Genomic DNA, 21,956 nt, shown 5'->3' on the forward strand with positions numbered 1-21,956 from the left:
ACCGCCATCAGATTGGCAAGTCTAGAACATGCCAGCATAATATTTAAAGCCTCTCCGCCTCGATTAATCATCAATTTTGACGCTACAAAAAACCACAATTTTAGAATTAATTTCAGTTTAAGCATAACTACTTACACTGCATTAACAACAAATTGACAGCGCTGTCACTTTGACGTATATCTAGCCAATATTACATTTGTGTTAAAAGACGGAAGCTTTTAATAAGCGCGTCACCGGCATTTAGATTAACCCCATTCACATCAATGGATAATCAATGTTAACTCCGCTCAATAGATAGCGGTAACCATCGGTGAAGCAAGGAGCAGCCTATTCATATGAAGGCTCAATAAAATGAGCAATCATATTAGTAGGCTTACCACTTACAAGAGCTGACTCTATTAGCGGGCTAATAAACAAACGCTAGCGAAATCGATTACATCAAAACAGCTAGCAGTAAAACCCATTAGCCAATAGTCAATTTCTGAATTTAGGAGTGGAAGTGAATATTTTAAAAGGATTGCTACCTTTAACGGTTGCACTATCGAGCCTAAACGCATCGGCAGATTTTAGCCAAGCGGAGCTAAACGAGTTCGCAGATAAAACGAGCTGGTCATGGCAAGTCGTCGATAACTACCACAATGGTGATAAGTCGCATCTTGCCAATATCGAGCTAATTAACCAGTCTAATGTTGATTTACCTTCGGGGACTGCCGACTGGGTGATCTATACCAATGTTATTCGCCCGATTCTAACCAAAGAGTCTCAAGGTTTAGCTTTTCAATTTGTCCAAGGCGACCTTTATAAAATCACGCCAACAGCAAACTTCAAAGGCCTAAAAGCGGGTGAAAAACTTACCATAGCGTTTGAAGGCGAGAGCTGGGCATCTTCTTATAGTGACTTTATGCCTAGAAGCTTTATCACCCAAAACTCACTTACTCCTGCGGTTTTTAGCTCAACCGATACCGAAGATAGCAGCCAATATATCAAGCCACTGGATAAACCTGAGCAATACCAGCGTTATAGCAGCCCTAAAGATCACTGGCAAAAGCCCACCAGCGCATGGCGTTATGATCGTTACAGTCCAACTCAAGAGTTTGCACTAACTGAAGAAGCGGCCAAACGAGTTATCATCCCCACACCAAACCAGGTTAAGTATCGCAGTTCAAGCACACAGTTAACTGCAGACTGGCAGATCTCCTATCAAGGAAGTCTTAAGTCAGAAGCAAACTTGCTGGGAGATACCTTAGATAGCAAGTTAAATGGCTCGCTAAAGGTCACACCAAACAACTTACCAGCCCAAAATAAAAAACTGATTTCATTGTCGATTTATGACGGCGATGAAGATTGGACAGCAGAAAGCTACAGCTTAGAAATTGACAAAAACCACATTGAAATTGTCGGCGCAGATAATGCTGGCGTATTTTACGCCATCCAAAGTTTATTGAGCTTGACACCAAGCGGCAGCCAAAGCCAAATAGAACTGCCTCGCCTAAGCGCCAATGACGCGCCGCAATATGCATGGCGTGGCTTTATGTACGATATGAGCCGTAACTTTCATGGCGTAGAGATCACTAAAAAACTTATCGACCAAATGGCGCACTATAAGCTCAACAAGCTACACCTGCACTTAACCGAAGATGAGTCTTGGCGAATAGAGATTGAAGGACTACCAGAACTAACGGACTTAGGTAGCCAACGCTGTTTTGATTTATCAGAAACAGAATGTATGTTGCCAACACGCGGTTCTGGACCTTTTAAAACGTCACAAACCAATGGTTTTTATAGCAAACAAGAGTTTGTCGATATTCTAAAATACGCCAAAGAGCGTCATATTGAAGTGATCCCAGAGATTGATATGCCGGGCCATGCTCGCGCTGCAATTAAAGCGATGGAGCTTAGACACGATAAATTACTAAAGTCTGGCGATGAAGCTGCGGCTAACGCTTATTTGCTATCAGATCCTCTCGATAAGTCTGTGTACTCAACGATGCAATACTTTACCGACAACTCCATCAATGTGTGTATGGATTCAACCTATAACTTTGTTGATAAAGTCGCTTATGAGCTCCAACAAATGTACCGCGAGGCAGGCTTAAAGCTTGATAATGTGCATATAGGTGGCGATGAAGTGGGGGTCGGCTCTTGGACTGCTTCGCCAATTTGTAATGAGCTTTACCAAACTGCTGGCAGTGGAGTAAAAGGCCCGGCAGATCTAAAAGCCTATTTCACCCGCCGCGCAGCAGAAGTCTTAGCAGCACGTGGACTGAATATTTCCGCATGGGAAGATGGCATTATGTACGACAGAATAACGCCGTTCCCTATCGAGCAGTTTCCCAACGATAAAGTCTTTGTACACGCGTGGGACAATATCTGGGAATGGGGCGTATCAGATCGTGCATACCGACTCGCCAATGAAGGCTACCATTCGATTCTTTCAATGGGCACACATCTATACTTTGACCATCCACAAGAGCCGGATCCAGCTGAACGTGGACTCTACTGGGCAGCGCGCTATACCGATGTCGAAAAGGTGTTTAATTTTATCCCTGAAGATGTCTACGCCAATGCTGATTTCACCCGCTCAGGCGAGCCAATTGCTAACCTAGAAGATCTGGTTGGTCGCGCTTTACCACAACTTAATAAGCCTGAGAATATTGCCGGTATCCAAGGCCAAGTCTGGAGCGAAACGATCCGCACACCTGAGCAGCTAGGAGAGATGGTGTTCCCACGAATAATCGCTTTAGCTGAGCGCGCATGGCATAAAAATACCGTGCCTGCTAACGAGCAACAACAAAAAGCGCGTCAGTGGGCTGAGTTTGCCAGTGTGTTAGCGCAAAAGGAATATCCAAAACTTGCAGAAGCGGGGATCAGCTTTTATCTGCCCATTCCTGGCGCTAAGCGCATTGACAATCAGGTGCACATCATTAGTCAATTGCCAGGCTTAACCATTGAGTACAGCCTAGATAACGGCACCAGTTGGCAGGAATATCGCGAGCCAGTACAGCAATCAGGAGCCATGCAAGTACGTTCTCGCTCTGGCGAACACACTAGCCGCGTCGGTTATTTTGAATAGCTAAAAAGCCAGTTACTTTAAATAGCGAGCTAACAAAAAAGCAGCCAACTGATTGGCTGCTTTTTTATATCTTCAAGTTAGTAGCTTTACACTTGTATTAACTCCTAACCGCCAATCATCTTCTTCCACCAAGGTAATGGCTCACCACAATTCGCAACTGGCTGATAGCTATCTCTTAGCGCGGGTACTTTCACTACGCCAGCACAATCAGCTTGCTTAGCAACGCCGGTATCACGCTCAAAATAACCTTGAACGACACCGTCTACAGGTGCCATACGCAGGCTTAGCGGTGCGCGATTATTTAAGAAAGCTTGGTAAACGGCCATCGCGCCACTACTACCATAAAGCCCTGTTTTACCGTTATCGTCTCGACCAACCCAAATAGCAGCAACATTTCGCTCATCAAAACCGGCAAACCAAGAATCTCGTGAGTCGTTACTGGTACCCGTCTTACCCGCAAGGGTGACATACGGGAATGCATTGCCTAAACGCTTAGCCGTGCCCGACTCAACCACTTGGGTCATGGCGTACTTCACCAAGAAGTTACTCGCGGCAGGAACCGCTTGTGATGGCTGAGGTCTTGACGCTGCAAGCGGCTGGTTTTGCGCATTCAATACGGTTGTTACCGAATTTAAATGACGGTATCGACCGTCATCAGCAACGGTTTGAAATACCTGCGCCACCATCAATGGCGAGCCGTTAACCGCCCCTAATAGCATAGATGGGTACTCAGGGATTTTCTCGCGCCAACCTGCTTTATCGAGCGTCGTCGCCACATCACTAACACCAATCGCCATACCTAAGTTTACCGTAGGTACGTTCATCGACTTCTTAAATGCCGTTAGCAATGGCACTTGGCCACTGAACTTTTTATCGACGTTTTGCGGCGACCAGGTTTTACCTTGGCCATTTTTAAGGGTTATCGGCTCATCTTTAAGTGGCGATGCTAAGTTATATTTACCCGCTTGGTTCAGCGCCGTCGCGTATACAAAAGGCTTAATCAAAGAACCTATTGGACGGCGGATCTCTACTGCACGGTTAAAGCCTTTATAGCTAGGAACTTTATCACCCACCATAGCGGCAATACCTGCAGAGTATTTATCGGTTAACACCATACCCACTTGCAAGGATTCATCATTTTTACCCAGCTGCTTAAGAGTTTGTTCGACCGCTTTTTCTGCCGCTTCTTGCGCCATAGGATCGAGTGTGGTGTATACCTTAATACCTGACTCTTGCAGTAAAGAATCGCCATAGCGATTGGCTAGCTCATGCTTAACCACAGAGAAGAACGCTGGCAATTTTTGGTGTACAGACTTATTCGCTTTACGTAACCCTAATGGTGACTCTGCAGCCGCCTGATACTGCGCGTTATTCAGCTCTCCGGCTTCCATTAATAAGCGCAATACTAAATCACGACGCTCTTGTGCACGCTCAGGATAGCGCCACGGATTGTAATAAGAGGGCCCTTTAATGACAGCCACTAAAAATGCCTGCTGCGGCACGGTTAATTCGGCGATCGGACGTCCAAAATAAAACTGTGAGGCTAGCCCCATACCATGTACACCACGGGCTTTATCTTGGCCCATATACACTTCATTTAGGTATGCTTCTAAAATCTCATCTTTTTCATAACGGAAATCGATAATGATCGCCATTAGAGCTTCACGGATCTTACGGGTAAGAGAACGTTCACTTGATAAAAAGAAGTTCTTAGCTAGTTGCTGAGTTAACGTCGAGCCTCCTTGCACCGTGCGCCCTGCGCTAATGTTGACTAAGGCGGCACGTAAAATCGCAAACGGATTAACGCCGTGATGTTCATAAAAGCTGCGATCTTCAACCAATATCAGTGCGTTGACGATATGTTTAGGCAAGCTATCCGTTGATACAAACAACCTATCTTCACCATCTCCAGTAATAATACGGTCGAGCAATACAGGCTCTAGATGGAATACGGCTAACTGACGTTTGTCGCTATTACGCGCAACCGACACCACACCGTTACTGTCAAAGGTGATCATCACTCTCTGCTCAGCTTGATCCCCTTGAGGATGTAAAAATGGTCTACGCCAGAGATCAATTTTGGTTTTCGAAGCAGAAAACTCACCAACCTGACGCGGATTGGCGACTTTGCGGTAACCCAAGAGTTTTAACTCCGCCATTAACTGTTCATGGCTTACCGCGGCTCCAGGATAAAGCGCCATTGAACGACTAAATACCTGCGCAGGAAGATGCCATTTTTGCCCTTCAAACTTGCGAGCAATAATTTGGTCTAAATAGATACCGTAAGAAGCGATGATGACGGCTAATACTAAGGCCAGCTTCCAACAAATAGACCAAAGCTTACGCCCCCAACCAGAATTAGGCTTTTTGGCGGCCGCTTTTTTACTGGCTCTAGGCTTTTTCGCTGCAGGCTTATTTCTCGTAGGTGCTTTTTTAGCTGCGCTCTTAGGTGTTGCTTTATCTGTCATTATACTTCCGTAACGTGCCCGCACTTATTGCGAACTAAGCGTCTTCTTTTTAGTAAATTTGGTCGGTTGGGTATTAGCAGGGTCATCAGGCCATAAATGCCTAGGGTAGCGTCCCTTCATCTCTTTTTTTACGTGCTCATACGGCCCTTGCCAAAAACTGGCGAGATCGGCTGTTAACGCAAGTGGTCTATGGGCAGGAGACAATAACTCCATAGTCACCACTAACTTACCTTGGGCAAGTACAGGGCTTTGTTGCATGCCTAACGCTTCTTGTAACCTTACGCTTAATAGCGCGCGCCCTGTGGCGTCATAATCTATTTTTACACTCGTACCAGTTGCCATCGGCCATTTCTTAGGAAGCAAACTGTCTAACTGTTGCTGTAAATCCCAAGGCAGCAAATTAAGCAACAGAGTATAACAATCTAATTGCTGCAATTGTGCAAGACTGCGCACCTCATCTAGATAAGGTGCAAGCCAGTTATCAAGATCATTTAATAGACTGTCATCGTCCAGCGCAGGCCAGTTGTGCTCTGGGCAGTACTGCATAACTAAGGCAACACGGCGCTATAACTGTAAGCAGGCATCATTAAAGTTCATTAATGCCAGTCCTTTGAGCCTAATTTGCTCCATGAGCGCTAACTTGATAAGCCGTTTGTCGACCTTGGAAATCGCTGACTTAGTTAGCAAGATCTCACCGATTTTTTGCTGTTTTTCTGCAAAAAATCGTCCCTTTGCTTCATCCCAGCCGGCATATTCATGGCTAACCACTAACTCGGCTAATTCATTGTCAAATAATTCAGGGTTAAGCGGCGTAGCAAGATACACTTTGCCTTGGCTACGGCCTTCTGTTTCTTGAAAGTCAGCGACCACTAACCAAGCTGAGCCAGCTAACACGTCTTCATTGGCAAGTTCGACACCACTGCCATTAGCCAGTTGATAGCCACTCACTCCTCGGGCTTTGGCAATTCGGTCTGGATAAGCAAATGCCAGTAAAGTCGCAATGTCATCTTGACTCGCTTGAGCTGCAACTCGCTGTAAATCGACTTTACCTAAAGCCGACAAGCTCAAACTGTTAATCCAATTGCGGATCTGCTTTTGTGGCTCACCTTGCAGTGACTCATTTAGATAGCGGCTAATATCAGTGCCAAGGCGACTGCGGCTGCGCGCCTCCAACGTGCCGGCTAAAATTGTGGCTAACAGCGCAAAGTGAATATCATTATGTTGCTCCGCGTGCTGCTTTGCCCTCAGCAGCATATGTGCAAGTCTGGGACTACAACCTAACTTATGTGCGGCGCGCCCGTGTGGCGTAATGACTCTCACATCAGTGACCATGCCCATGGTGCACAGTAACTGCCAACTAACTGTCTCGTTTGCTGCAGAAGGCGCCGTGAGTAATGGCAGCTCGGTTAATGATTTTACCCCCCAAAAAGCGCCATCGAGTACCATGGATAAGAGATCTGAATGCACAATCTCTGGTTCATCAGCTTGAGTTAAGCGGCCATGTTCTTCTTGGCTCCATAGCCGGGTGCACACTCCCGCCATTAAACGACCGGCGCGGCCTGCACGTTGAGCGGCAGACGCCTGACTAATGCGTTTTAGAGATAAACGGCTGACGCCAGTTTTAGGGTTAAAACGCGCTTGACGTTTATAACCAGAATCGACAACTTGGGTAATGCCTTCGATGGTCAAACTTGATTCTGCCACGTTAGTAGCTAATACCACTTTACGCAGGTGTTTTGCTGCAGGTGCGATAGCCAGATCTTGCGCCTTGGCGCTTAAGCTGCCAAATAACGGGCAGATAACAAAAACTTTTGGATCTAAGCGCGCCGTTAAGATTTGCTGCAACTTATTTATCTCACCCTGCCCGGGCAAAAATGCCAATAATGACCCTTCAACATATTCAGTTAAACTATTAATGATCACTTTAGCCATATGTTCGAGCCAGCGGCCTTGGCTAGGCACAGCATTATAATAATGCTCTACCGGAAAGCTGCGACCTTGGCTATTTAGCAACGCCGCTTCAGGCATTAAATCTGTTAGCGCCAGCCCAGATAATGTGGCAGACATGGCCAAAATCTTTAAGTCTTCTCGAAAGCTGGCTTGGATCTCTAACGCTAATGCTAAACCTAAATCAGTAGTCAGATGGCGTTCATGGATTTCATCGAAAATCACCATATCAATACCAGTCAACTCAGGGTCTTGTTGGATCATGCGCGTTAAAATACCTTCGGTGACTATCTCTAAACGCGTATTGGCTGACACGCGAGAGTCGCCTTTGACTCGGTAACCCACTTCAGTGCCAAGCTCACAACCACGTTGCTTAGCAATAAATTGCGCCACATTACGAGCAGCCACTCTACGCGGCTCTAACATCAAAATTTTGCCTTCGATCTCTGCCCAATCAAGCATGTCTAAAGGCAATGCGGTTGATTTACCTGCGCCAGTAGGCGCTTCTAAAATCACTTGGCTCTGAGACTTGAATGCATCTCGAAGCGGTGTGAGTAAGGCATGTATGGGTAATGAGGTCACGAGTGGTTTGTCTACCATAATAAACGATGTCGATGCGCTGAAAACAGAGATAATACGCATGAATCCACGGGCTGAATCTCGCTAGTGTACTCTAAAAGCTATGCTAGACTAAACAGTCTTGTGCTGGGAGCAATTGAGCCAGCTAATAAATTTCGACCATTGAAATCTAAACGCCGAGATTAAAACTCATTTGGTATGACTAAGCAGAGTTAAGTGAATAACCATGAACATTGATTCTAAACGCATCTTTTTAGGCTTCTCGTTAAACGAGCTGCAGTCAGCTGCTATTGTGTTAATCCAAAAACAGCTGCCAGAAAGCCTGCGCCCTGTCCCTAAGGCAAATCTACACATGACACTAGCCTTTTTAGGTGCCGCAACTGATTTACAGATCCAGCACTTAATCGACAAGGTTAATGCGCTACATAAACCTCAGTTTAGCGTGACCCTGAATAGCCTTGTCCATTGGCAAAAGCCTAAAATTCTCTGTTTAAACGGTGATGCTGATAGCCACTTACGTCAATTTGCCATGGCTGCACAATCTATAGCTGCAGAACTATCATTGCATTGCAGTGAGCATAGCTATAACCCACATGTCACCTTGTGCCGTAAAGCCAAAACTAACCTAACAGATATTGCTTACTCCCCTATGACGATTAGACCGACTCAACTGCACCTATTTGAGTCGTATCCGGGGGCTAATGGGGTTGAATATCCAACACTTCATAGCTGGAACTTAGCTTAATAGTTTATGACTAGCCGAATCTGAGCTAACCTATGCATCATTAAGTTCCTGCTAATGAGATAATCATGGAAACCACCGAAATAACTAAAGCCCAACTTATTGCACTGCTGACATCATGGAAGCTAGGTGAGATAGACGGCGAAGCCTTGCAAAACTGGATGGTCACTCACTACGATCCGCCAGAAGTAAAAATTGGCACAGGTGAAGCGGAATGGACTCAAGAAGCAATGAATATCGTTATGAACGAGTATGAAATTGCTAAAATTGCCAAGTTCAGACTTGAAAATGCTCAGTATGCTATCGACTTTGTTAATTGCAGCGAAAGCAATTTCAACCAAACTAAGCATCTATTCATTCAAGATGGGTTTTGCGATTAGAATTCGCTAAAAAGCAGCTAAAAAAATGCCACCTCTCTCTAGGTGGCTAATCGAAGAAGATACCAAATTGGCACGAGTCGCAAATATTTGCTTTTGTTTGTAAGCGCAAAGCTGCATGATGAACAATAGCAATATTGATAGCACACCCGCTTAACAATCCCCATTGATAAAGCTTGAAATAATTTGAAAAGTTTTGAATTTCCCGAAGTTTAGCGACAAATTTAGGTTTGCTTTGTAGAAAAATGACTTAATACCAAACGATACAAAGAATCTGAATCAACCACCACAGCTTGGCCACCCGCTTCAGTAATAGCGCTATTCACTCCCTCAGACTCAACATAGGTGTACAGGTAAAATGGTGTTTTATGGCCGTTTTCACGTATCGATTGCAGCAGTTTAAGCCCTGCGAGTGGATCGCCGTGGCGTCCCATATCGGAAATGACAACTTGATATTGGTACATAGTCAACAACATCAACGCCTCTTCAGAGGTCACTGTGTTATAAACACCAATCTTTTTTTGTTCGAAATAGGCTTTTTCAACAAGATTGTTTTCTGGATGATCATCAATCCATAAAATCCGCCCAATAGCGTCACTCGGTTCGCTGTATGTAAGCCGATGATCATGCACAACATTTAAACTGCCACCTTGCCAAAGCTGAAACATCAAGCCCAACACTAGCACCAATGCAATAAGTACCTTAGCAAAGATCTCCCACCAAGAAGATTGACTTATTTGTACCATTTGCGGCGCTTTGTCAGGGTCACTTTGTTTTAGTGGCGCAACTGACTCTATAGGCTGGTGAGTTTGATTTTGAGCTAACGGGATTACCTGCTCTAATCTTGCTTGTTCAGCTGCCTGCAGTTGCTTGCCGAGCACATGCTCTAAACGGTAGCCTCGGCCATGCACGGTTTGGATGAGTGGGCCTTGATAACCTGCTTTAGCAAAAAGTTTACGCGTATCGGAAACCAGCTTTGATAGCGACATATCAGACACGACGGTATCTTGCCAAACCTCAGCTAAGCAATCTTGCTTACTGCAATGCTCTGGATAATGTTCAGCGAGTAGCGATAACAAGCTGATATGTCTTTCGTCTAAAGCAACACGTTTATCCACAACGCAAAGTTCTAGTGCTTCACTATCGATGCAGAATTCACTAAAACTTAGGTTCATATTCAATAACCTTACATTGCGACTTTAGGTTTACCATTAACAATATTGAAACATAAAGTATTTTATAGCAAAAATAAATGCCCCTTGCTTGAATAACAAACTTAATCAAACTAAGCGCTGAACTCACACCAATCACTAAGATAATTGTCACTCTTATACCAATCAGTATAAGAATTTGATCAGCTCAGAACGATTTTTGGCAAACTAATTCAAGGCGAATAGCTGTAATAATGGTTATTCCCTTATAAAGGTATTCAACGCAGAAGTAGGCAGCCAAAAACGTTCCAGACTGGCGAGTTTTAGCGATTCTGATGCTGTGACTCTTAACAAACAAAGAGGGAACTTGAACCTAGTTCAACTATGCTCTTCGCTCGTTGCGAGCAGCATGGATGCAGCGAATGTCATTAAAGCAGGAGCACTTAATGACCTTGCCTCAAAACCGCTAAACTCTCGCTGAGTGACTAAATGTTTATACTGATTGGTATTTAACTAAAAAGCCTCGAATTATCGAGGCTTTATGTGGGTAAATAGGCTATCAATTAGTCTTCTAACAAACCTGCAATCGTTAACACGCCATGTGTGGTAGCCCCAGGTGACCATAAGTGATCGCCGCTATCGGAAAATGCAGAAGCTAAATCAATGTGTAACCAGTTAGCTTCAGGGGCAACAAAACGCCATAAGAAACCTGCCGCATTTGATGCACCACCAGCTCCACCACCTTTCATCGGACGACTGTTGGCCGTGTCTGCATAAGGGCTCGGGCAGTTATCTTTATGCCAAGGGTCAAGTGGCAGAGGCCATACACGCTCACCAACCGCCAAGGCTTTTTGCTGGGCTAACGCCAACACTTCAGCTTTTGGCGAGAAGATAGCATTGTAGTTAGTGCCAACCGCCATCACTGCTGCGCCAGTTAAGGTCGCTGCATCAATAATTAATGGCGCGCCGGTTTCAGATGCAGCTTGCAAACCATCGGCCAACACTAAACGCCCTTCAGCATCAGTGTTAACCACTTCAACTGTCACGCCATTCTTGTATTTTAAGATATCGCCAAGCTTGTAAGCATGGCCGCTAATCAAGTTCTCAGCGCAACATAAAAATAGTTTTACCCGCTTATTAAGACCTGATTTGATAGCCAGCCCGAGTGCTGCGGTGACGGTTGCAGCGCCGCCCATATCACACTTCATGCCAAGCATACCTTCAGAGCCTTTAATGCTGTAACCACCAGAGTCAAAGGTAATACCTTTACCCACTAGGGCGACTGATACGTTAGCGTCAGTGGCTAATGGATTAAAATCTAGTTCAAGTAAGGCTGGCGGACGTTCACTACCACGACCAACTGCATGAATACCAATCCACTTTTTCTCAAGCAGCTCTTCACCTTCAATAATACGGTAACTTACCTTATCGCCACCAATATCACTTAACCATTTTGCCGCTTGGGTGGCCAAAACTACAGGCGATAAGTTTTCCGGGGTTTCATTGATAAGTTGGCGAGCGAATGTCGCACTTTCAAGACGGCTTGTTAACAAAGACTGCGCCGCAGCGTCACCAGCCCAGTGAATGATAGGTGCAGCCTGCGCAGTCGCAAAGCCTTGGGCAAATGCCCATTGTAAATCAACAGTCCAAAGCTCACCGGTTAGCGCCACTTGTGTTACCCCTTGCAGCTCAAGTTTGCGAGCCGCTTGTTGCACCTGCAGCAAGGTATCACCAGCGAGTAAGTGAATAGAAGCCGTGTCCGTTTGAAAAGTTAAATCAGCTTTGCCCCAGTGAGCAGCTGCTGCTTCATGGGTTAGGGTTACTTTCATCAAATCCGTCATTTTAGGTCCTTATTATATGAATCGATGTGTCGACGTTTAATACCAATCAGTATAAGAATTTGATCTACTCAGAGCGATTTTTGGCAAACTAATTCAAGGCGAATAGCTGCAATAATGGTTGTTCCCTTATAAAGCTAATCAACGCAGAAGTAGGCAGCCAAAAACGCTCCAGAATGGCGAGTTTTAGCGATTCTGATGCTGTGTTAACGAGCTCGAACGTAGAACAACTATGCCCTTTACTCGTTGCCTTGCCTCAAAACCGCTAAACTCTCGCTGAGTGACTAAATGTTTATACTGATTGGTATAAGGCCAAAAAGCCTCGTCATCAACAACAAGCCTATTTTTAGTGCAAGCAGTCTACTGTATCGACAAGCATATCTAAAGGTTATGGGAATAACTGAATGGCTATTTTATAACGCTAAAACGACATTTTACTCACAAGCCACTGCTCACGACTAAGTGCGCTTGCTTAAAACAAAAGTGCACCACTATATATAAGTCATACAACTTTTGTATTAAACGGCGTTTTCCCTCCATCCCCCTATAGCAATTTATTTCTGTTAACCTAGATAGCAAATGACTAACGACCAGACTCTATAATGGAATTTTCCCCCGCATTCGAAAGTGGCATATTAATTAAACGCTATAAGCGCTTTTTAACTGACATTAGTTTAGACAGTGGCGAAGAGGTCACGATTCATTGCCCTAATACAGGCTCGATGAAAAACTGTTTATTTGTGGGTGAAAAAGTCTGGTTTTCAGTGTCAGATAACCCAAAGCGAAAATACAGCCGCACCTGGGAGCTAGCACTGAGCGCTGACGGTCACATGATAGGCATCAATACCGGCCGCGCTAACGCCTTGGCCGAGGAAGCTATCAACAATGGCGTCATTGCAGAACTGCAAGGCTATCAATCACTGCGCCGAGAGGTGAAGTACGGCAGCGAAAACAGCCGTATTGATATCTTGCTCGAGGATAAAGACAAACCTCGCTGTTATATCGAAGTCAAAAGTTGTACGTTATTAGATGAGGGGCAAGGCTATTTCCCCGACGCCGTTACCACACGAGGGCAAAAACACCTTCGAGAACTGATGGAGATGATCGAGCAAGGGCAACGTGGCGTATTGTTATTTGTTGTTCAGCATTCGGGCATAAAGAGTGTAAAAGCAGCGGCGCATATTGATGCTGATTACGCTAAATTACTGGTTGAGGCACATCATAAAGGTGTCGAAATTATCGCCTATAGTGCGGAGTTATCGCCTCTAGGGGCCAGTTTGGTTAAATCCTGTCCGGTTGAGCTTTAATTCAGTAGATACGGTTGAAATTGTTCTGAATAGCGGACATAGTCAAAGAATAGCCCCCAATAAACACAAATTATTTGCCTAGTTAAAAGCTTTCTGGTATAGATAGCGGCCGTTATTTAAAGACGCCCAACAACGCAAATGATTAACAGGAGATGCGTTATGCCTGAAGGCACTAGAAAACTTGGCGTGCTCGCTATCGCAGGTGTAGATCCTTACCAGGAAAAACCAGGTGAGGAGTACATGAACGAGGCTCAATTGGGTCACTTTAAGACGATTCTTGAAGCATGGCGTAACCAATTGCGCGAAGAAGTTGATCGCACTCTTAATCACATGCAAGATGAAGCGGCTAATTTCCCAGATCCTGTCGACCGCGCTGCTCAAGAAGAAGAGTTCAGCTTAGAGTTACGTGCTCGTGATAGAGAGCGTAAGCTTATTAAGAAGATCGAAAAGACGATGCAAAAGATTGAAGAAGACGATTTTGGCTTCTGTGAATCTTGCGGTATCGAAATCGGTATTCGTCGATTAGAAGCACGTCCAACAGCCGATCAGTGTATCGATTGTAAGACGCTTGCAGAGATCAAAGAAAAACAAATGGCAGGTTAATTTCTGCTTATAAAGTGCGGAGCTTTTAGCTCCGCTCTTTTGTTTTACGATTACGATAAATGCTTAATACGACTCCCTATATAGGTCGCTTTGCGCCCTCTCCGTCTGGCCCGCTTCATTTTGGTTCATTAATTGCTGCCCTAGGCAGTTTTTTGCGTGCCCGCTCACAAGGTGGTAAGTGGTTGGTACGTATCGAAGATATCGATCCTCCACGCGAAATAGCAGGTGCTAGCAGCGCTATCCTTAACACCCTTGAAGCTTATGGCTTAGAGTGGGATGACTGTGTGCTCTACCAAAGCCAACGCCTTGAGGTATACCAAGCAAAAATTGAACAGCTATTGTTAAGTGATCAAGCCTACTATTGCCAGTGTACGCGCAAGCAAATACAAGCTATGGGCGGTAGTTATGATGGTCGCTGCGGCCAGCTAACTTCAAGCCTAACAAGCGGCGCGATTAGGGTACGTAATCCATTTGCAATCGACACATTTAACGACCTGCATATGGGTCAGGTTAATGTTGATAAAACCTTTGCAGCTGAAGATTTTATAATTAAGCGTAGTGATGGCTTATATGCCTATCAGCTCGCAGTGGTACTGGACGATATACATCAACAGATCACTGAAGTGGTTAGAGGCTGCGATCTGCTTGAGCCAACGTGTCGACAACAAAGTCTGTACCAAATTTTGCAAGCGCCATCACCAAACTGGCTACATTTGCCCTTAGCTTGTGCTGAAAAAGGCAGAAAACTATCAAAGCAAAACCATGCTCCAGCAATTGATAATTTACAGCCACAAGCCAGTATTAATGCCGCTTTAGCCTTTTTAGGCCAAGCTGCTGTAACACCAGAAATACAAGTCTCTAAAATGATTGAACAGGCCATAAAGCAATTTGATTTAGCTAAGGTGCCTAAGCAATCAGAAATACTGCTTGATACTTGAGTTCAATCGTATACTCATTGAGCTTTAATTGGGTTATCATAGCCCACTTGTTTTTACCCAAATTAAGATCCAAATCAGAGGTGTCCCATTTTTCGCCGTATTAGTCAATTCTGTAAACAGCTGTTTGAAGATACTCCAAAAGCTGAAGAACAAACGCAGACAGGTCTTAGTTTAGAAGTCGTGCCTAGAAATGCGCACGCTATCTCACGTAGACAGATCAGCGACAATGCGATCAAAGTACTCTATAGACTACACAAGTCAGGCTTTAAAGCTTACTTGGTTGGCGGTGGTGTACGCGATATTTTATTGGGCCTGCAACCGAAAGATTTCGACGTTGTTACCAATGCCACCCCTGAGGAAATCAAACGACTGTTTCGTAACTGTCGCTTAGTCGGTCGTAGATTCCGTCTTGCACATATTGTGTTTGGACGCGACGTCATTGAAGTCGCTACACTACGTGGCCATCATGTTGATAGCGGTGAAAAGATCTCTAAAACCAATGAATCAGGTCGCTTACTACGCGATAACGTATACGGCAGCATTGATGAAGATGCTGAACGCCGCGATTTTACTATCAATGCGCTGTATTACGACATTAGTGATTTCTCTATCCACAGCTATGGCGGTGGATTACAAGATTTAGAAAATCGTACTATTCGTTTAATTGGTGATCCGCAAACGCGTTACCGCGAAGATCCTGTGCGTATGTTACGTGCAGTACGTTTTGCCACTAAACTCGATATGACGATTGAAGCTAAAGCTGCTGAACCTATTAAAGGTTTAGCACGTTTGCTGAAAGATATTCCGGCAGCGCGCATGTATGAAGAAGTCTTAAAGCTGTTTTTTGCCGGTAAAGCACTAAAAAACTACGAGATGATGCGTGAGTTTGGTCTATTTGAGCCATTATTCCCGTTAGTTGAAACACTACTAAAAGAATATCCAAACGGCGAAACGTCTAAATTAATGCAAGAAATGATGGCCAATACCGATGAGCGCGTTGCGCAAGATAAGCCGGTAACGCCTGCATTTTTCTATGCAGCACTGCTTTGGTATCCATTAAGCCAACGAGCTGATGATATCGCATTAGAAAGCGGCCTTTCTTCTTACGATGCTTACAATGCCGCTATGGGTGATGTGATGGAGCAGCAATGCCGTACCATTAGCATTCCACGTCGCTTTAGCACCGTCACTAAAGATATCTGGCAATTACAGCTTAGATTTGACCGTAATAAGGGCACTAAGGCCTTTAGATTTATTGAGCATCCAAAGTTTAGAGCTGCGTACGATTTATTATTACTACGTGGTCATGCTGAAGGCGGCTTAGTCGCTAAAAGCGCTGCTTGGTGGAAAAGCTTTGTAGAAGGCAGCGAAGATCAGCGTAACGTCATTGCACGTTCAGCCAATAAAGGTGGTCGCAACCGTAACTCTAATCAACGTCGCCGCCGTAAGCCTAGCGCAAAACCGGCGCCTAAATCTGCAGAATAATGGCTCAAGTCTATATCGCACTCGGTGCCAATCTAGCCGAGCCAATCGACCAACTCAATAACGCTTGTGAAGTGTTATTGAGCTTGGCTGAAGCAAATACATTTTCAGTCTCTCCCTATTATCGTTCAGCTCCAATGGGCGATGTTGAGCAACCAGACTATGTTAATGCCGTCGCAGGTTTTAGTACCACTCTCAGCCCAATTGATTTATTAGATGCATTACAAGCAATAGAAAATCAACAAGGGCGTGTACGTGAGCTGCGCTGGGGTCCAAGAACCTTAGATCTCGACATCCTCCTTTATGACGACCGCTGTATCGACAGTCCACGCTTAGTTGTACCTCATTATGGTATGCGTCAGCGTAGTTTTGTCCTGGTGCCGCTCAATGATATTGCTCCAGAGTTAGTGCTACCTGATGGGACTGAATTACATAGCCTTATTAGTACTGCGTTAAGGGCTGAACTCGTCTTAGCACAAGCGCCAACAGGCTAGCTAAGTCGCATTCTGCTTTAAGTGCTTTTTCTGCTAGTATGGCGCACATAAGCTTTGAAAAAATTCAACATCAAGTTCATTGAAGTCAAATCTTTGTTGACCTATAACAACTTCACAAATTGAGTTTTAAAATTACCAATATGTCCAAAATTACAAGTTCTACACTACGTACCTTTAAGCAAGAAGGTAAAAAATTCACGGCATTAACAGCATATGATGCAAGCTTTGCTGGCGCATTCGACAGCGAAGGTGTTGAAGTACTCTTGGTGGGTGATTCAATGGGCATGGTGCTGCAAGGTCATAGCGATACCTTACCGGTAACTGTAGACGATATAGCTTACCACACGCGCTGTGTGCGTCGCGGTATTGAACGGGCCTTACTTATCGCCGATATGCCGTTTATGAGCTACGCCACGCCAGAGCAAACCATGATAAACGCGACGACGCTTATGCAAGCCGGCGCGAATATGGTTAAAGTCGAAGGCGGTAAGTGGCTACTAGAAAGTGTTTCTATGCTAACCGAGCGCGGCATTCCTGTTTGTGCTCACCTAGGTTTAACACCGCAATCTGTACACGTATTTGGTGGTTTTAAAGTACAAGGTCGCGACGCTGATAACGCCCAGCGCATCCTAGATGAAGCCATTGCCCTTGAAGCTGCTGGCGCACAACTATTAGTGGTTGAATGTATTCCTGCACCACTTGCTAAAGCGATTACTGAAGCGCTCAGTATTCCTGTTATCGGTATTGGTGCGGGTAAAGACACTGATGGTCAGATCTTAGTGATGCACGATGTCCTTGGGATCTCTAGTGGTTATATCCCGCGTTTTTCTAAAAACTACCTTAAGCAAACAGGCGAAATCCGCGCCGCCGTTCGTGCCTATATCGACGAAGTTGCGCAAGGTATTTTCCCAGGCGACGAACACACATTTAATTAGTTTGTAGCTCTCTGTCTGTTGACTGAGAGCGCTATTTTTCCGTTCCTTGAGCAGCAAAACCATGATCACGACTCAATCAATTGCAGATATCCGCGCCCAAGTAAAAGCATGGCGCCTTAAAGGTGAAACCGTTGCCTTTGTACCTACTATGGGTAATTTACACTTAGGTCATATCACCTTAGTAAAAGAAGCAAAGCAGCGTGCTGACCACGTAGTTGCCTCTATCTTTGTAAACCCGATGCAATTTGGTCAAAATGAAGATCTTGACGCTTACCCAAGAACTTTGGCCAATGACCAAGCTGCACTTGTTAATGCTGGTGCAGAGCTATTGTTTACCCCAACGCCAGAAATTATTTATCCAAAAGGTATGGACGCGCAGACTTTTGTTGAAGTACCAAGTATCTCAAATGAGCTTTGTGGCGCCAGTCGCCCTGGTCATTTCAGAGGTGTGGCAACGGTTGTGTGTAAGTTATTTAACATAGTGCAACCAGACATTGCTGTATTTGGTCAAAAAGACTTCCAGCAGTTATTAGTCATTCGTACTATGGTTGCCGATTTATCGATGCCAATCGAGATCCTTGGTGTAGAAACAATACGTGAAGACTCTGGCCTCGCTATGAGCTCACGCAATGGTTACCTAACAGCAGAGCAAAAAGCCCAAGCATCACAGATTAAACGTAGTTTAGATAAGATGGCGACTTCGCTACAATCAGGTTTAGCCTTAGATGCAGTCATTAGCCAGGCACAAATAGAGCTAGCTGATGCAGGCTTTAAACATGATTATCTTGATATTCGCAACACTAATAACTTTGCTATAGCCAACTCGGAAGATACCGAGCTGGTGATTTTAGTCGCCGCCTATATGGGCACAACCCGACTAATCGATAATTTAGTGGTAAAGCTCACTAGATAAGTTTGATTCCTGTCTAATATAACTAAAAAGCTACTCAGTAAATCGGTAGCTTTTTTTATGCCAAAAGAACCGCTCGTTAAACATTTATGTCTATCAGTTTACACCCGTCAAAAATTGAACTCTAAATTCAATAAATGCAATTATTCCACATAATCTATTGAATCAGACTCGATAAACCATGCTGTTATTTAGCGTCAAAAAACTGGAGTTATCGATTAACTTAAGCCATAGTATAAAAACATTGTTAAATATTGATACCTATTGTTGCTAAAGTGAGTGTGTTTACTCTATTTACAATACTATTTATCATGCATATAAAACTCAGCACTAAGGTCAATAAGGATAGTTAGCCGGATGGCGAAAGTTATTTTCACAATAATTTGCCTATTGTTGGTAAATTCTGCTCAAGCTAAAAGTAGTATTTTCAAGTGCACTAAAGATAATAAGATTGTCTTTAGTCAGCAAACTTGTCCGAAAGAATTTAGGCAGCATAGAATTGAGTATCAATTAGGGATCACCACTGAAACTGATTCAGATAAAAAGATCAAAACCCAAGATCCGCTGCAGGCCTTGCTCGATAAAAAAACCATATCTAAAGAACGCTTATTACAACTACTTGATAGTGAAGTTTACCGTCTACGCCAAGAAAACAGCTATTATGAAATCCTTAGAGCCAGCGAATTACAAAAGCTTGAGCGTAGTCGTTATTGGCAAAAGAAAAAAACGACAGATCCCGAATACTTAACATCTATAAATGAAATGAACCAACACTTCGATCAACTGGTGAGTGTGAATGCGGGGGCAATCAACCTGCTTATTGACCGTAAGCAACTTATTGAGAAAGAAACTGCTACGGCTCATTAATCCTCTGCTTATCCTTGCTGGTATTGCCACTCTATTGAGCGAATTGTATATTGCTACATGAGTAAATAAATACCAACGGAGCTTAACTGTTGCCTAACAAATCCCCTCAATGGCCTGTATTTATTAAGCAGTTGCAGCAAGATGAGCTCTTGTATGTCTGCGACTTAGAAGAGTTACTAGAGCAACTGCCTGTACTGGGCGATCTTGAGCAAATCGTGGTTATCGACACCCTAGGTTGTAGCTATGAGCTCTCTAGCGATAACACATCAGTAAGCTTTGTTTTATCTGCGCCGCAATTGTTATTGCCTACGCTCGTCGATTGGGTACGCCTACACGCCAGCCAAGCCGGCCACTGCTGTACCAGCAAGTTAATGGCAACCGATATTAGCCAACTATTTAGCATGCTAGAATTTATCGAACATAACTAAGCATCAACTTAAAGACTAACTAATCGCGCAAACAAAAAAGCCAACAGTAAACTGTTGGCTTTTTTAGCTTTATCGTCGCTATTGGTTATCTCTAGCTTCTTAAGCCAATACCGCGAGAGATAAGGTAGTAAGCGACAGCCCAAAGCGCTGCGCAGAAGCCGACCATCACCCCGATAGACAAGGGAACGCTCATGTCTGCATAACCTAAGAAGCCATAACGGAATACGTTAATCATATACACAATAGGGTTTAGCGCCGACACGCCTTGCCAAAACTCTGGTAGTAACGATAAAGAGTAAAATACCCCGCCTAGATAAGTCAGCGGCGTTAACACAAACGTTGGCACGATACTGATGTCATCGTAACTCTTAGCAAATACCGCGTTAATTAAGCCTCCCAAGGAGAACAGAATTGCCGTCAGCAAAACCGTGACTGCCACCAGGCCAAGATGCTCAACACTAATATCGACAAAGAACATCGCCACGAGTGTCACAATCGTGCCCACACATAGGCCGCGAGCAACACCACCGCCCACGTAACCGGCAATAATCACGTAATGTGGCACAGGCGCCACAATCAGCTCTTCAAGGTTACGTTGAAATTTAGCACTGAAGAATGACGACACCACATTCGAATAGGAGCTAGTAATCACCGCCATCATGATAAGACCTGGCGCAATAAACTCCATATAAGACACGCCGCCCATATCGCCAATACGCTTGCCAACCAAGTTACCAAAAATCAAAAAATATAAAGTCATACTAATCGCTGGCGGCACCAAGGTTTGCACCCAAATACGGGTAAAACGGTTGATCTCTTTGGTTAGAATACTTTTAAAAGCTGTGAAATACAGCGCTTTCATGTTCATTTCACATCTCCGCTATTTTTGCCCTTCTCGACTAACTCCACAAACAGCTCTTCAAGACGGTTGGCTTTATTACGCATAGACAAGACTTGAATACCTTGCTCATTAAGCTGCACAAATACACTATTTAACCCTTGCTCTTTAGCAACGTCGACTTCCAATGTATGGCCATCAGTTAAGCGACACTCAACGCCTTTAAGCACAGGGACTACCGCTAAATCATCTTTTAGATCCAGCACAAAAGTCTCAATATTTAATCGACTCAGTAATGACTTCATACTGGTACATTCCACCAGCACACCTTTGTCGATAATACCGATATTACGGCAAAGCATTTCAGCTTCTTCTAAATAGTGAGTGGTGAGAATAATCGTCACCCCCTGCTGATTAAGATCCGTCAGGAAGGTCCACATCGAGCGGCGCAGCTCAATATCCACCCCCGCGGTTGGTTCATCCAAAATCAGCAGCTTTGGCTCATGCATCAATGCGCGAGCAATCATCAAGCGGCGCTTCATACCACCTGAAAGCTCACGTGCAGGGCTGTTACGTTTTTCCCACAAGTCCAGCTGGCTTAGATACTTTTCAGCTCTAGCAAGCGCTATATCGCGCTTCACGCCATAGTAACCGGCTTGATTGATGACGATTTGCTGCACAGTTTCAAACTGATTGAAATTAAACTCTTGCGGCACCAAACCAATACACAGCTTAGCCAGCTCTAACTCTGAGTCGATATCATGTTCGAACACCGATACTTTGCCTGAGGTTTTTTGCACTAGCGAGCTAATCACCCCAATGGTGGTTGATTTACCTGCGCCATTTGGGCCTAAAAGTGCAAAAAAATCACCTTTATTAACCGTTAAGCTAATGCCTTTTACCGCTTCAACTCCGCCTTTATAGGTTTTTTTTAAAGAGTCAATAACGAGGGCCGCTTGTGAATTTGCCATGGTTATTC

Annotated in this window: 17 protein-coding genes and 1 pseudogene; 12 read left to right on the plus strand and 6 right to left on the minus strand. The window is 44.4% G+C overall.

Annotation, left to right across the window (positions count from 1 at the left end):
- Positions 1 to 499: 499 nt before the first annotated feature.
- Positions 500 to 3,073, plus strand: coding sequence for a family 20 glycosylhydrolase (locus L2748_RS03990; protein WP_220781686.1), 2,574 nt, complete (start codon positions 500 to 502; stop codon positions 3,071 to 3,073).
- A gap of 104 nt (positions 3,074 to 3,177) precedes the next feature.
- On the opposite strand, the gene mrcB is transcribed toward L2748_RS03990, so the two are convergent.
- Both mrcB and hrpB read right to left on the minus strand, forming a co-directional pair.
- Positions 3,178 to 5,541 (minus strand): penicillin-binding protein 1B, encoded by a 2,364-nt coding sequence (gene mrcB, locus L2748_RS03995; RefSeq protein ID WP_220781685.1) that lies wholly within the window; start codon positions 5,539 to 5,541, stop codon positions 3,178 to 3,180.
- Between the two features lie 24 nt (positions 5,542 to 5,565).
- A pseudogene (gene hrpB / locus L2748_RS04000) lies at positions 5,566 to 8,088 on the minus strand (ATP-dependent helicase HrpB).
- A gap of 205 nt (positions 8,089 to 8,293) precedes the next feature.
- Here hrpB and thpR point away from each other — a divergent pair.
- Both thpR and L2748_RS04010 read left to right on the plus strand, forming a co-directional pair.
- Positions 8,294 to 8,812, plus strand: coding sequence for an RNA 2',3'-cyclic phosphodiesterase (gene thpR, locus L2748_RS04005; RefSeq protein WP_220781684.1), 519 nt, complete (start codon positions 8,294 to 8,296; stop codon positions 8,810 to 8,812).
- A gap of 65 nt (positions 8,813 to 8,877) precedes the next feature.
- Positions 8,878 to 9,189, plus strand: coding sequence for a hypothetical protein (locus L2748_RS04010; RefSeq protein WP_220781683.1), 312 nt, complete (start codon positions 8,878 to 8,880; stop codon positions 9,187 to 9,189).
- A gap of 221 nt (positions 9,190 to 9,410) precedes the next feature.
- Here L2748_RS04010 and L2748_RS04015 read toward each other — a convergent pair whose 3' ends face one another.
- Entirely contained in the window at positions 9,411 to 10,361 is a 951-nt protein-coding gene (locus tag L2748_RS04015; RefSeq protein ID WP_220781682.1) for a winged helix-turn-helix domain-containing protein, read from the minus strand.
- Between the two features lie 539 nt (positions 10,362 to 10,900).
- On the minus strand, positions 10,901 to 12,178 hold the full coding sequence (gene pepB, locus L2748_RS04020; protein WP_220781681.1) for an aminopeptidase PepB: 1,278 nt from the start codon (positions 12,176 to 12,178) through the stop codon (positions 10,901 to 10,903).
- A 599-nt stretch (positions 12,179 to 12,777) separates the two neighbouring features.
- Between pepB and sfsA the strand changes: the two genes are divergently transcribed.
- The 9 genes from sfsA to L2748_RS04065 all read left to right on the plus strand — a co-directional run bounded on the left by sfsA (position 12,778) and on the right by L2748_RS04065 (position 20,139).
- Positions 12,778 to 13,482, plus strand: coding sequence for a DNA/RNA nuclease SfsA (gene sfsA, locus L2748_RS04025; protein ID WP_220781680.1), 705 nt, complete (start codon positions 12,778 to 12,780; stop codon positions 13,480 to 13,482).
- Between the two features lie 159 nt (positions 13,483 to 13,641).
- A complete protein-coding gene (dksA, locus tag L2748_RS04030; protein WP_220781679.1) occupies positions 13,642 to 14,085 on the plus strand; it encodes an RNA polymerase-binding protein DksA in 444 nt (147 codons plus the stop codon).
- 59 nt (positions 14,086 to 14,144) lie between these two features.
- A complete protein-coding gene (gene gluQRS / locus L2748_RS04035; RefSeq protein ID WP_220781678.1) occupies positions 14,145 to 15,023 on the plus strand; it encodes a tRNA glutamyl-Q(34) synthetase GluQRS in 879 nt (292 codons plus the stop codon).
- 180 nt (positions 15,024 to 15,203) lie between these two features.
- Positions 15,204 to 16,508 (plus strand): polynucleotide adenylyltransferase PcnB, encoded by a 1,305-nt coding sequence (gene pcnB, locus L2748_RS04040; protein ID WP_220781677.1) that lies wholly within the window; start codon positions 15,204 to 15,206, stop codon positions 16,506 to 16,508.
- Positions 16,508 to 16,999, plus strand: coding sequence for a 2-amino-4-hydroxy-6-hydroxymethyldihydropteridine diphosphokinase (gene folK, locus L2748_RS04045; RefSeq protein ID WP_220781676.1), 492 nt, complete (start codon positions 16,508 to 16,510; stop codon positions 16,997 to 16,999). Before pcnB ends, folK begins: the two co-directional genes overlap by 1 nt.
- 140 nt (positions 17,000 to 17,139) lie before the next feature.
- Positions 17,140 to 17,934 carry a 3-methyl-2-oxobutanoate hydroxymethyltransferase gene (panB, locus tag L2748_RS04050; RefSeq protein ID WP_220781675.1) on the plus strand — a complete coding sequence of 265 codons (795 nt, stop codon included), beginning with the start codon at positions 17,140 to 17,142 and terminating at the stop codon, positions 17,932 to 17,934.
- Positions 17,935 to 17,995: 61 nt separating this feature from the next.
- On the plus strand, positions 17,996 to 18,847 hold the full coding sequence (gene panC / locus L2748_RS04055; RefSeq protein ID WP_220781674.1) for a pantoate--beta-alanine ligase: 852 nt from the start codon (positions 17,996 to 17,998) through the stop codon (positions 18,845 to 18,847).
- Between the two features lie 354 nt (positions 18,848 to 19,201).
- Positions 19,202 to 19,711: a DUF4124 domain-containing protein gene (locus L2748_RS04060; protein ID WP_220781673.1), complete on the plus strand. Its 510-nt coding sequence runs from the start codon at positions 19,202 to 19,204 to the stop codon at positions 19,709 to 19,711.
- Positions 19,712 to 19,800: 89 nt separating this feature from the next.
- Positions 19,801 to 20,139, plus strand: coding sequence for a DUF4144 family protein (locus L2748_RS04065; protein WP_220781672.1), 339 nt, complete (start codon positions 19,801 to 19,803; stop codon positions 20,137 to 20,139).
- Between the two features lie 91 nt (positions 20,140 to 20,230).
- Here the strand turns inward: L2748_RS04065 and L2748_RS04070 are convergent, their stop codons facing one another.
- Both L2748_RS04070 and L2748_RS04075 read right to left on the minus strand, forming a co-directional pair.
- The gene (locus L2748_RS04070; RefSeq protein WP_220781690.1) at positions 20,231 to 21,001 is read right to left on the minus strand and encodes an ABC transporter permease; all 771 of its coding nucleotides are present in this window, start codon (positions 20,999 to 21,001) and stop codon (positions 20,231 to 20,233) included.
- Positions 21,002 to 21,003: 2 nt separating this feature from the next.
- Positions 21,004 to 21,948 (minus strand): ABC transporter ATP-binding protein, encoded by a 945-nt coding sequence (locus L2748_RS04075; RefSeq protein ID WP_220781671.1) that lies wholly within the window; start codon positions 21,946 to 21,948, stop codon positions 21,004 to 21,006.
- Between the last annotated feature and the right edge of the window lie 8 nt (positions 21,949 to 21,956).

This window comes from Shewanella sairae, from assembly GCF_023283535.1.
GTDB lineage: Bacteria > Pseudomonadota > Gammaproteobacteria > Enterobacterales > Shewanellaceae > Shewanella > Shewanella sairae.